Origin of the sequence: Streptomyces diastaticus subsp. diastaticus, assembly GCF_011170125.1 — a bacterium.
Lineage (GTDB): Bacteria > Actinomycetota > Actinomycetes > Streptomycetales > Streptomycetaceae > Streptomyces > Streptomyces diastaticus.
Genome location: NZ_BLLN01000003.1, coordinates 1,667,118 through 1,677,935 on the forward strand (window position 1 = coordinate 1,667,118; position 10,818 = coordinate 1,677,935).

A 10,818-nucleotide genomic window follows, 5' to 3' on the forward strand; every position below is an offset into this window, starting at 1 on the left:
GCTGCCCCGATGGCAGTTGAGTGCGGGCAGCTCCCGGGAACCGCCGGCGCGGGGGGTGGCCGGTGACCGGCGACGAGGACCAGCGGTCCGACGAGGCGCTGGCCGCCGCGTTGCGGGACGGCGCGGACAGGGGCGCCACCGAGGAGCTGTACCGCCGTCACGCTCCCGCCGTCCTGGCGTACGCGCGGCTGTGCTGCCGCGACCCGCACACCGCGGAGGACCTGGCCTCGGAGGCTTTCACCCGGACGGTGCAGGCGGTGCGCGGCGGGAAGGGGCCGGCTCATGCGTGGCGGCCCTATCTGCTGGCCGTGGTCCGCCACACCGCCGCGGACTGGGCGGCCCAGGCCCGGCGCGTGGAGCTCGAACCCGGCTTCGGGGAGTGGCTGGATTCCCTGGCCGGGCCGGCGGGCGAGGGGCCGGCCGGTGCGCGCCGTGAACCGAGCGCGGAGGAGCGGGCGGTACGCGCCGAGGACGGCGGCATGATCGCGGCGGCCTTCCGCTCCCTGCCCGAGCGGTGGCGGGCGGTGCTCTGGCACAGCGTGGTGGAGGAGGAGCCGGCGGCCCGGGTGGGCCGGCTGCTGGGGCTCACCCCCAGTGGGGTGGCGTCGCTGACGTCACGTGCGCGCGAGGGGCTGCGGGAGGCCTACCTCGCCGCGCACGCGGAGCAGGGGGCGGCCGAGGAGGAGTGCCGCCGGTGCGGCAGCCGCCTGGCCGCGGCGGTGCGCCGGCCGCGCCCGCGCAAGGACACCCTCCTGGAGCGGCACCTGGAGCGCTGCGCACGGTGCCGCGGGGCGGCGCGGGAACTCGCCGACCTCAACCAGCGGCTGCGCACGGTCCTGCCTGTCGCGGTGCTGCTGTTCGGCGGCCCGGGCTACCTGACGGCGCGCCCCGCCGCCTCGGGCGCCACCTGCGCGGGGGAGTCGGCCCGGGCCGCCGGGCGGACGGCGGGCGCGAAGGCGGCGCTGGCCGTGGGGACCGTGGCGGTGCTCTTCGGCGGATGGCTGTGGTGGCCCGGCGGCGAGACGCCGGACCGGCCCGCCGCGCGTCCGGGCGCCGCCACCCCCTCCGTCGGCGCGAAAGCCGCGCGGACGCCCTCGGCCGGCGCCGGCCACTCACCGTCCCCCTCGCCCTCGCCCGTGCCCAAACCGTCCCGGTCCGTGGTGAACTCCCCCTCGGCCACGGCTGTCCCGAGCCTGCCACAGGGCGCGTTGGGCGGACCGAGCGCGCTGCGGTTCGTGTCGACCGGCGGTTGCCTGGCGATACCGGGCGGCGCGGCGGAGTCCGGGACGCGCCCCGTGGAGGCCGGGTGCGACGGTGGGGCCGCCCAGCGCTGGGTGCTGCTGGAACCGTATCCGGGGGACCGGGCGCGGACCCAGGTGCGCAACGAGGCGACGGGGCTGTGCCTGACGCGGTCGGGCGGTATGCAGGACCACGCCCCGGTGGAGCAGCACGCCTGCGACGCCGCACGCCAGACCCAGTTGTGGAACCTGTGGACGGACACCGCGAAGGGCGAGATGGCCCTGCGCGACGCGGACGGTGCCCGGTATCTGGGACTCGTCGAGTGGGCGCGGGCGGACCAGGGGGAGGACCACGCGCCGGCGATCGGCACCACGCGGTACTACTACGGGTCCGCCTCCATGAGGCTCCGGTTCGACCCGGCCCTGCTGACAAGGTAAAGGGTTCGCAAAGTCGCGGGACGGCCGAGGAGCGGCGCCCTCCTTGTCCGCGGAAGCACTTCCGAACCTCGCGAAGGAACACAGGACCATGAAGACGACCATCGCCGGCCGCGTCGCGCTGGCCACCGGTATCGCCGCGCTCACCGCAGGACTCCTCCCCGCCGCGGCGCACGCGGCCGACGCCCGGGGCGAGAGGAAGACCCTCCCCGTCCTGGTGGAGTTCAGCGACAGCGCCTTCCAGCACCCCGGCCAGGTGAAGGCCGGCACGCCGGACACCTACTTCGGCCCCGGAGAGGAGTCGCTCGCCTCCTTCCTCTCCGAGGTCTCACGCGGGCAGTTCACCACGGTGCCGGCCGTCCCGGAGAAGGTCGTCGGCCCCGTCCGGCTGCCGATGGCGGCCGCCGGCTGCGACCACGGGCGGATCAACTCCCTGACCCAGGAGGCGCTGGCCGCGAAGGGGCTGGTGCGCGGCGAGGACTACGAGAGCCTGTCGATCATCTTCCCGGCACAGAAGACCGGCTGCGCCTGGGCCGGCCTCGGCAGCGTCCCCGGCCCCTACACCTGGATCAACCTGTACGGCACCGCCAGTGGTCTGGGTGTCCTCGGCCACGAGTTCGGGCACAACCTCGGCCTGGGCCACCAGGGCCGTGCGATGTGCACCGACGGCGACCTCGTCGACTGCGAGACGAACGGCACCAGTTCCAAGTCGCTGATGGGCGGAGGCGGTCCCGCGGCCGGCTTCTCCGCGCCCGAGATGATCCGCACGGGATGGCTCTCGGGCGGCGAGGCGGTCGAGGTCACCGAGTCGGGTACGTTCACCCTGCGCCCGCTGCACGGCGAGGGCGGGGGTACGCGGGCCCTGGACATCCCGATGGGCGAGGACCGCCTCGTCGTCGAGTACCGCCACGCGGCGGGCTCCTTCGACGCGGGCATCGAGGGTGTGCACGTCTACCGGGTGCCCGAGGGTGCCTACGGCTCCTCCTCGCTGATCGACCTGACCGAGGCGAACAGCACGGCCGGCAACGACGCGCCCGCGGACGCGGACGCCGTCACGTCCCTGACGGACAAGGCCGGCAAGGTCTCCGTGGCCGTCGTCGCCGCCGCCGACGGCAAGGCCGAGATCGAGGTCGCCGTCAACGGCGACCCCCTGACGTCCGGCGGGGGCGCCGCCAAGGAAGAGGCGCGACGGCCCGCGGCTCCCGACCCGGAGCACACCGGCACGGAGAAGGACGCGGGTGACGGCCTCCCCGGCGGCGTCAAGGCCGACAGCGCCGGCCGCGAGCCGGCCGACGGCCCCGCTTCCGGATCGGCGGCGGATCTCGCCGCGACCGGCGGTGACGCGAGCGTCCTGCCGTTGGCCGCGGGCGGTGCCGTCCTGGTGGCGGCCGGTGCGGGCGCCCTCGTCGTCCTGCGCCGCCGCAAGCGCGCCTGAGCCCGGCGGCAGTCACCCCGGCCCTGGTGCGGGCCGGGGTGGCGGTGGCCGAGGGGCGCCGGCCGCGCCGGAGGGCCGGCGGCCCCGGAGCGCAGTCCTGACGCCGGCGTGCGCCACCCGGACCAGGGTGTGGCACGCCGGTGGGACCCCCCGGGGGAGCACCGTGCCGCTGTCGCCCCCGGTCTTGACGTGCCGACTGCGGCGCTATACGTTCCGCAACATCAGACATCTGATGTCCGGGAGTCCGTCCCACCGCGCCTGAGCCGGCAGGAGTCCGGCACGACACATCGCCCCCACGCTCGCGAGGAGCGCCGGGCCCCGGCCTCCGGCAGGCCGTGCGGCGCCCCACGATCCACCACGAGGAATCCCCATGGCCCGTGCTTCCGAAGTCTCCGTGCTCAGCCGTCGCCGTGCCCTGACCGGCGTGGGAGCCGCCGGTCTCGCGGCCGCCCTCGCCACGGAGACGTCCGCTGCCCCCGCCGCCGCCGCGGACCCCTCCGGCGCGCTCCCCGTGCTGCGCCCCGGACAGGACTGGGCAAAGGTCCTCGCCGTCACGCCCCGGGTGCAGCTCCAGCCGGGGGCGGCCTACACCCTCGACGCGGGTGTCGAACTGCCCGGCGGATGCCTCATCGTGGGAAACGGCGCCACCGTCACAGTGGCCGACGACACCACCCCGGCGCTCACCGCCACTGCCCGAAACGCCGTCACGATCACCGGTATCCGGTTCCTCGGGCGCTCCGCCGACCCGGTGGGCACTCCCCAGAGCACCGGACACGTCGCAGTGGCCCTCGACCGCTGCACCGACGTACGCGTCAGCGACTGCGACTTCCGCCACTGGCGCGGAGCCGGCATCACCGTGTCGGGCTCCGCCTCCGACGACTACTTCCGGTACCGGGTGATGCTGCGGCACAACACCTTCCACGGCTGCTACTTCGGAGTCTCCATCACCGACCGCAGTGAGTACTCCCAGCTCACCGGCAACAGCTTCACCTCCTGCCGGCTGGCGATCTGGAACTCCTCCGGCAACTGGACGGTGAACGGCAACACGGTGGTCGGCTGTCACGGCGCCTACTACTCCTACGCCAGGACCAGCCCTTACGGCGACCTGACCAGCGACAACTGGAACCACGGCACCCTCGTGGGCAACACCTTCAACCACTCCAACGGCGGCGCCGGACGGCTGTGGAACACCAACGCCGCCTTCCCGATCGGCGGACAGAGCCAGGATCCGGGGCCGGGGATCGTCGTCGACGGCGTCCTGCCACCCACCTTCAGCGGCAACACGCTGTGGTACAGCGACGTGACCGCCGCCGGCCTGCGCGGCACCCGCTGGGTACTCTCCGGCAGCACCCTCTCCAACCTGACGGTCAACTGCGCCGGCGAGGTCCCCGTGCTGCTGGCCGGCACCCAGTCGAACGGCACCGCGAACGCGCCCGCGCTGGTGGGCAACGTCAAGGACGTGTTCGCGGGCCTGTACTGAGCGACGGCCGTCCGCCCCGCCCCCACGCACTTCCGGGTGACCCGGCCCCAGGGGCCGGGTCACCCGGAAGGCCGGCCACCGCGCGCTCAGACGTTCTCCGCCGACGTCCGGGGGAGCGGACCCCGGCCCACGTAGGCGACGAAGCCCGCCACGGCCAGCACCGCCGCGACCACGGCCGCCGGCCGGCTGTCGGCCGCCTGCGCCTGCCAGGTCAGCGCCTCGCCCGCCGTACCCGTGCCCGGGAAGGCGGCCGCGCCGAGCGTCCACCCGAGAGGCAGGAACCACGCCCGGGCGGTGCCGGTGGCCACCGCCCCCAGGGCGGTCAGACCCAGGAGGCCGACCGCGTCGCGGACGACGTGACCGAACGGGCCGAAACGCGTCGCGGTGGCCAGCGTGACCAGCAGGAGAACGAGCACGCATCCGAGGAGGGCCACCAGGTGGAGCGTCCGCAGTGCCCCCCACGGCCTCGCCGCCGTGCGGTCCAGGGAGTCGTCCGGGCCACCGAGGGTGACCGTGAGGACAGCCACGAGGAGCAGCACCGTCAGGGCGAGCAGAACCCCTCCGACCTCGCCCGCCCCGTTGGAGACGGCCGTCAGCAACCACGTGAGGGCGGTGACCGCGAACGCCCCGCCGAGCGCGCCCGGCACCCGGCGGGAGCGGATGTAGAGCGTCAGGCCCCTCATGAGGCGCTCCCGCTCAGCAGGCCGGCGGTGTCCCGGCACCGCTGGGCGGCCCGGTGGACGTCGGCCACCCGGGCCCGTGCCTCAGCCGGCTCCAGTGCCTTCAGCCCCTTCCACATCTCGACGGCCTCCGGGTCGTCGAATTCCAGGCCGTCGGGGCCGGCGGCCGGTTCCCGGTCGAGCAGCCAGTAGGCCGCAGCGGTCGCGACCGGGAAGTTCCGGATGTCTCCGCAGTGGGCCGGCCCGGTGAACACACCGGTGAGTACCGCCGGTTCGAGCCGGCCCGGGTGGGCGAGGCGGCCGTCCGCGCCGACCGTGATCTCCATCAGCGCGGTGTCGGCCCGCGGGGCCGGCGAGGTCGGCGGGAAGAGGGTCGTGGTGTCCTCGTGCGCCTCGGTGACCGACTCCGTCGGCAGGAGCTCCAGGGCGTTCCGGGCCTTGGCCGCCACTTCCGGCAGCAGCCCCTCGTGGGCGCGACTGACGCAGACCCGCGGGGTGTCCGCGGTGCACACCGGTTCCTGGGCGACCGGGTCGAGCCTGCCGCGGTCGTAGGCGTCGCCGGTCGGCACGAGCAGGGCCGTGACCACCGCCCCGATCGCCAGCGGCACCAGCGCGGCCGGCGCGAACCTGCGGTCCGCGACGGCGAAGAGCACCAGGGCCGCCACGGCGACGGCACCCGTCCAGAGGGCCTGGGCGAGGCTGACCCCGCCGGCGACGGTGTCGTAGTCGCTGAACATGCTCATCCCCATGCTCGGGGAGAAGGCCGCCGCGACCCCTCCGTCCGGAAGAGCGTGAGGCACGAACACCAGCAGGGCGAAGCCGGTCACGGCCAGAGCGGGCGCGGTGGCGAGGGCCGGTATCAGGCGCCCCACCGCCAGCCCCAGCCAGACCGAGGCGGTCATCGCGACCAGCCCCACGGCCACGACGACGAGGACCGTCGCCGGCAGGTACCGCGCCGTACCCACGATGCGCGGTGCCGCCGCGAGGAACGCGAGCAGGTACGCGGCGACGACGCCGAGTCCGGTCGTGACCAGGATCGGTACCACCCGCCGGGGGCGGGGCAGGGGAGCGGCGGCGAACAGCTCGGCGACGTTGGCCCGGTGCTCGCGGTAGGACTGCCAGGCGCCGGCGGCCATGGCGAGCGGCGCGAGGAACGCGAGGTACTCACGCTCCGTCATGGCCAGCGCCAGCCACCCGGCGGACCAGCGGCCCGCCGTGGCGTGGAGCACGATCGCGCCGGTGAGGGCGATGAGCAGCGCGGCGCCGAGGGTGGCGGACCGGCGGAGTTCGATGCTGAGAAGACGTGTCATGCGTTGCTCCGGTGCTGACGCAGGAGTGCGGAGTAGCCACGCTCGGCCGGACTGTCGCCCGGGTCGTCCTGGCCGCCGCGTGCCATCAGGTCCTCGGGCGTGCTCTGGAAGAGGAGCCGGCCCTCGTTCATGAGGAGGACGTCGGAGCAGGCGGCGACCACGTCCTCGACGAGGTGGGTGGAGACCAGCACGCAACTGTCGGTGCCGAGGTCGCGCAGCAGTTCGCGGAAGTCGAGCCGCTGCTCGGGATCGAGCCCGACGGTCGGTTCGTCGAGCAGCAGCAGTTCGGGGTCGTTGACGATGGCCTGAGCGATACCGGCCCGGCGCAGCATGCCACCGGACAGCGCCTTCATCCTGGTGTCTGCCTTGCCGGCGAGGCCGACCCGGTCCAGCGCGCGTTGCACCGCGTCCGTCACGGCGGGCCTGGGCATCTCCTTGAGCCAGGCCATGTACTCGACGAACTCGCGGACCGTGAAACGCGGGTAGAAGCCGAACTGCTGGGGCAGGTAGCCCAGTCCGCGCCGTACCCCGCGCAGGTCGGTGCGGTTGTCGACCCGCGTGCCGAGCAGCGTGAGGGAGCCGCCGGCCGGCTTGACGACGGTGGCCAGGGCGCGCATCAGCGTGGTCTTGCCGGCGCCGTTCGGGCCGAGCAGGCCGTGCACACCGGTCCGCAGGGCCAGGTCGAGGCCGTCGACGGCCAGGTGCCGGCCGGCGCGGACCCGCAGTCCTTCGGTGTGGACGCGCCAGGGATGGAGGGTGGGGGCCGTCTCGGCGGCGCTCATCACTCGCAAGGGTCTCTCCTGTCGGAAGGGGGTCAGTCGCCGCTGGTGAGGCGGCGGAAGTGAGGGGTGGTGAGGGCGGTGGCCGCGGTGAGGGCGACGCCCGCCGTCGCCCAGGCGCCGTCGCTGCCCGGCTGGAGGAGCGGAGGCATGGACTGGGTGGCCAGGCTCGGCAGCAGGACCACGGCGGACCAGGCGGCCCCGAGGCCGGTCGCCGCGCGCCGGACCCCGACGAAGGCGCCGAGCGCGAGGGCGGCCGCGGTGAACGCCAGACACGGCAGCAGCGTGAGGGCCAACGAGGTCCCGGTGCTCATCCCCGCCACCAGCAGTACCGGAACCACGACGAGCAGCACGGTGAGCGTCCGCCGCAACACCATGGCCAGGCCGGCCGCGGGAGTGGTGGCGACCAGTTCCCAGACCGGGTCGGTCCGCCGGCTCCAGGCCACCGCGACGCCCGGCAGCGGAGCCACCGGCGCGAGCAGCAGCACGAGGGAGGGCAGGCTCGGATGGGCGGAGTCGAGGAGCACGCCGCAGCCCAGTACCGCGACGCTCACCGCGAGCCAGGGCAGCAGTGTCCAGGCCAGCCACCGCCGGTGCACCGCCACCGCACGGGTGCGGCGCCGGGCCGGGGCCGGGCCCGCACCCACCGCCTGGTCGAGGGAGACGGCGACCCGGTCGAGCAGTTCCGCGGTGGTGGGGCCGAGGTTCTCGGCGAGCCGGGCGCGGCAGCTCGCGCACGTGTCGAGGTGGGCCTCGACCGACCAGAGCGCGGCGTCGTCGAGACCGCCCCCGCCGTCGGCGTAGCGGTCCAGCACGGTGGGGGTGGGATGCGTCATGAGAGTGCCTTCCGCAGTGCGATCCGGGCCCGCCGCGCGCGGGTCTTCACCGTGCCCTCCGGCATGCCGAGCAGCACCGCCGTCTGCCGGACCGACAGGTCGTCGAGCACCATGGCCTGCAACACCTGCCGCAACTCCGGGGGCAGCCGCAGCAGCGCCTGCTCCAGGTCCTGGTCGACGCGGGTCGCCAGCACCTCGTCCTCGGCGGCGGGCGCGGTCCTCTCGACCTGCGCCACACGCGGCACCCGTTCCTGCCGGGCGCGGCGGCGGAACGCGTCGACGAGGCGGTTGGCGGCGATGGTCCAGAGCCAGCCGACCGCACTGCCCTCGGTCACCGAGCCCGCGAAGCCGCCGGCCGCCCGCCAGACCGCCAGGTAGGTGTCCTGGAGCACGTCGGCGACGACGTCGTCGTCCGCGCAGCGGCGGCGGAGCCGCGTCGCCAGCCAGGGCGAGGTACGCCGGTACAACTCGTCGAACGCCGCCCGGTCACCGCGGGCGACGCGACGGACGAGATCTGCCTCGTCGAGGTCTGCCATTCTTTTCACGCCCGGAGAGACGACGGGACCCCCGGTTCGGGTTTTCGGCCGGTTCCGCGCCCGCCCGGCGCGAGGAGGTCCCATGGCAACGGCGCGGGCCCGCGGGCCTCGCCCGGTGCCGCGTTATGGAGGGATTTCCCTCGACTCGTGGGCGAGGGGTCTCGGTGAAGACTCGCAAATCCCTTAGCTCCGTGCGTGCTTGCATGGCTGCGACGAGGACGGCTCGTGAGCGCAGCCGTGCGTCTCGTGCTCCGGCGGAGGGCAAGGCTCTGCCCGCCGCCGGAGCGTGACAGTACGCATTGGGGTCCATCAGTCCGCCCCGCCGGCGCGGACTCCCGCCCGACCGGTCCTCACCGTGGCGGTGGAAAGAGGGAAGATGTCCAAGCGTGCACTCATCACCGGAATCACCGGCCAGGACGGTTCTTACCTGGCCGAACACCTCCTCGACCAGGGATACCAGGTCTGGGGGCTCTGCCGGGGCCAGGCCAACCCCCGCAAGGACCGGATCGCCAAGCTGATCCCCGAGCTGTCCTTCGTGGACGGCGACCTCATGGACCAAGGAAGCCTGGTCTCGGCGGTCGACCTGGTCCAGCCCGACGAGGTCTACAACCTGGGCGCCATCTCGTTCGTGCCCATGTCCTGGCAGCAGCCCGAACTGGTCACCGAGGTCAACGGGACCGGGGTGCTGCGCATGCTGGAGGCCGTCCGCATGGTGTCGGGCCTCACCAAGTCCTCCGGGGGCGGCCCGCCCCGCGGCCAGATCCGCTTCTACCAGGCGTCGTCCTCCGAGATGTACGGCAAGGTGGCGGAGAGCCCGCAGCGCGAGACCACCTCCTTCCACCCTCGCAGCCCGTACGGGGTGGCCAAGGCCTTCGGCCACTACATCACCCAGAACTACCGCGAGTCCTACGGGATGTACGGGGTCTCCGGCATCCTGTTCAACCACGAGTCGCCGCGCCGCGGCGCGGAGTTCGTGACCCGCAAGATCTCCCTGGCCGTCTCCCAGATCAAGCTCGGCCTGATGGACAAGCTCCACCTCGGCAACCTCGACGCCGAGCGTGACTGGGGCTTCGCCGGCGACTACGTGCGCGCCATGCACCTGATGCTCCAGCAGGAGCAGCCCGGTGACTACGTGGTGGGCACCGGAGCCATGCACCGGGTCCGCGACGCCGCCCGCATCGCCTTCGAGCACGTCGGTCTCGACTGGCAGGAGCACGTCGTCGTCGACCCCGGACTGGTGCGGCCGGCCGAGGTCGAGACCCTGTGCGCCGACTCCGGCAACGCCCGCCGCGAGCTGGGCTGGGAGCCCGAGGTGGACTTCGAGCAGCTGATGCGCATGATGGTCGAGTCCGACCTGCGCCAGGCGTCCCGCGAGCGGGACTACCGCCAGCTCCTGGCCACCGGCAGCTGGTAGGTCCGCACGGTCGGTGCCGGGACGCCCGCGCGGTGCCCGGCGCGGCGGGGTGGTGCCCGCGTCCCCGCCCCCGGACGCCGCCCTGCTCCCGGGACCGGTCGCCGGCACGGCGGCGTCCTCTCGTGACCTGCGGACCTGAGGCCCGCAACGTCCGCACACACTAGGGATTTCCAAAGCCGTACCCGCCGCAGACTGGCCCCATGGTCAGCGGAACTGTGTGCACGGCACGCGCGCCCGGCGTGTGCTCCGAGGGAGCGGCGCGGGCGCTGCCCGCCCGCCTGCGCCCCGGGGCGCCGCCCTGGGCCTCCAGGCGGTGTCCGGCAGCTTCCGCACGGCGCCCGGCACGCACTCCCGCCGCACCGGCCGAAGGCCCGAGCGGCTCCCTCCCCGGGCCCTCGGCCCCGTTCGAGGAGCGGGACCCGCGGAGTACGCACCCGGTACCAGGGACACCGCACAGGATGCGTCGCGAACCCCTTGGCGCGAGGCGCGGCATCCCGCCCGCCCCCGCCCGCGCGTGAGACACCGCGCCCGGCAGGCCGTCCAGGCCCCGCCCCAGTAGTTCCTCCCCCTCCGGACGCCGCACCCGCCCGGCCTCGCACGGCCGCCCCGGGCATCCGGTGTCCACACCGGACCGCCAGCCGTCCGCCGGTCTTCCTCCAGATGGGTTGCGTTGAT

Annotated in this window: 9 protein-coding genes; 4 read left to right on the forward strand and 5 right to left on the reverse strand. The window is 74.3% G+C overall.

What is annotated here, in order from left to right; genetic code table 11:
- Positions 1-62 precede the first annotated feature (62 nt).
- The 3 genes from Sdia_RS15920 to Sdia_RS15930 all read left to right on the forward strand — a co-directional run bounded on the left by Sdia_RS15920 (position 63) and on the right by Sdia_RS15930 (position 4,588).
- Complete coding sequence (locus tag Sdia_RS15920) at positions 63-1,676, forward strand: sigma-70 family RNA polymerase sigma factor (RefSeq protein ID WP_189500579.1); 1,614 nt, start codon at positions 63-65, stop codon at positions 1,674-1,676.
- 88 nt (positions 1,677-1,764) lie between these two features.
- Positions 1,765-3,108 carry an LPXTG cell wall anchor domain-containing protein gene (locus tag Sdia_RS15925; RefSeq protein WP_189500578.1) on the forward strand — a complete coding sequence of 448 codons (1,344 nt, stop codon included), beginning with the start codon at positions 1,765-1,767 and terminating at the stop codon, positions 3,106-3,108.
- Positions 3,109-3,478: 370 nt separating this feature from the next.
- Positions 3,479-4,588 carry a right-handed parallel beta-helix repeat-containing protein gene (locus Sdia_RS15930; protein ID WP_115068289.1) on the forward strand — a complete coding sequence of 370 codons (1,110 nt, stop codon included), beginning with the start codon at positions 3,479-3,481 and terminating at the stop codon, positions 4,586-4,588.
- Positions 4,589-4,674: 86 nt separating this feature from the next.
- Here the strand turns inward: Sdia_RS15930 and Sdia_RS15935 are convergent, their stop codons facing one another.
- The 5 genes from Sdia_RS15935 to Sdia_RS15955 are packed head-to-tail and all read right to left on the reverse strand — an operon-like array spanning position 4,675 to position 8,729.
- A complete protein-coding gene (locus Sdia_RS15935) occupies positions 4,675-5,271 on the reverse strand; it encodes a hypothetical protein (RefSeq protein ID WP_100455781.1) in 597 nt (198 codons plus the stop codon).
- On the reverse strand, positions 5,268-6,578 hold the full coding sequence (locus Sdia_RS15940) for an MIP/aquaporin family protein (protein ID WP_100455782.1): 1,311 nt from the start codon (positions 6,576-6,578) through the stop codon (positions 5,268-5,270). Before Sdia_RS15940 ends, Sdia_RS15935 begins: the two co-directional genes overlap by 4 nt.
- Positions 6,575-7,360, reverse strand: coding sequence for an ABC transporter ATP-binding protein (locus tag Sdia_RS15945; RefSeq protein WP_100455783.1), 786 nt, complete (start codon positions 7,358-7,360; stop codon positions 6,575-6,577). Before Sdia_RS15945 ends, Sdia_RS15940 begins: the two co-directional genes overlap by 4 nt.
- Before the next feature lie 32 nt (positions 7,361-7,392).
- Entirely contained in the window at positions 7,393-8,193 is an 801-nt protein-coding gene (locus Sdia_RS15950; protein WP_100455784.1) for a zf-HC2 domain-containing protein, read from the reverse strand.
- Positions 8,190-8,729, reverse strand: coding sequence for an RNA polymerase sigma factor (locus tag Sdia_RS15955; protein ID WP_100455785.1), 540 nt, complete (start codon positions 8,727-8,729; stop codon positions 8,190-8,192). The genes Sdia_RS15950 and Sdia_RS15955 overlap by 4 nt, the downstream gene beginning before the upstream one ends.
- 376 nt (positions 8,730-9,105) lie before the next feature.
- On the opposite strand from Sdia_RS15955, the gene Sdia_RS15960 reads away from it, so the two are divergent.
- Positions 9,106-10,143 (forward strand): GDP-mannose 4,6-dehydratase, encoded by a 1,038-nt coding sequence (locus Sdia_RS15960; RefSeq protein ID WP_100455786.1) that lies wholly within the window; start codon positions 9,106-9,108, stop codon positions 10,141-10,143.
- The last annotated feature ends 675 nt before the right edge of the window (positions 10,144-10,818 follow it).

What these genes read in the sequence shown, in the direction of transcription:
- Sdia_RS15925 (WP_189500578.1), top strand. Translation starts at nt 1,765, where the DNA reads ATGAAGACGACCATCGCCGGCCGCGTCGCGCTGGCCACCGGTATCGCC.
- Sdia_RS15930 (WP_115068289.1), top strand. Translation starts at nt 3,479, where the DNA reads ATGGCCCGTGCTTCCGAAGTCTCCGTGCTCAGCCGTCGCCGTGCCCTG.
- Sdia_RS15935 (WP_100455781.1), bottom strand. Translation starts at nt 5,271, where the DNA reads ATGAGGGGCCTGACGCTCTACATCCGCTCCCGCCGGGTGCCGGGCGCG.
- Sdia_RS15940 (WP_100455782.1), bottom strand. Translation starts at nt 6,578, where the DNA reads ATGACACGTCTTCTCAGCATCGAACTCCGCCGGTCCGCCACCCTCGGC.
- Sdia_RS15945 (WP_100455783.1), bottom strand. Translation starts at nt 7,360, where the DNA reads ATGAGCGCCGCCGAGACGGCCCCCACCCTCCATCCCTGGCGCGTCCAC.
- Sdia_RS15950 (WP_100455784.1), bottom strand. Translation starts at nt 8,193, where the DNA reads ATGACGCATCCCACCCCCACCGTGCTGGACCGCTACGCCGACGGCGGG.
- Sdia_RS15955 (WP_100455785.1), bottom strand. Translation starts at nt 8,729, where the DNA reads ATGGCAGACCTCGACGAGGCAGATCTCGTCCGTCGCGTCGCCCGCGGT.
- Sdia_RS15960 (WP_100455786.1), top strand. Translation starts at nt 9,106, where the DNA reads ATGTCCAAGCGTGCACTCATCACCGGAATCACCGGCCAGGACGGTTCT.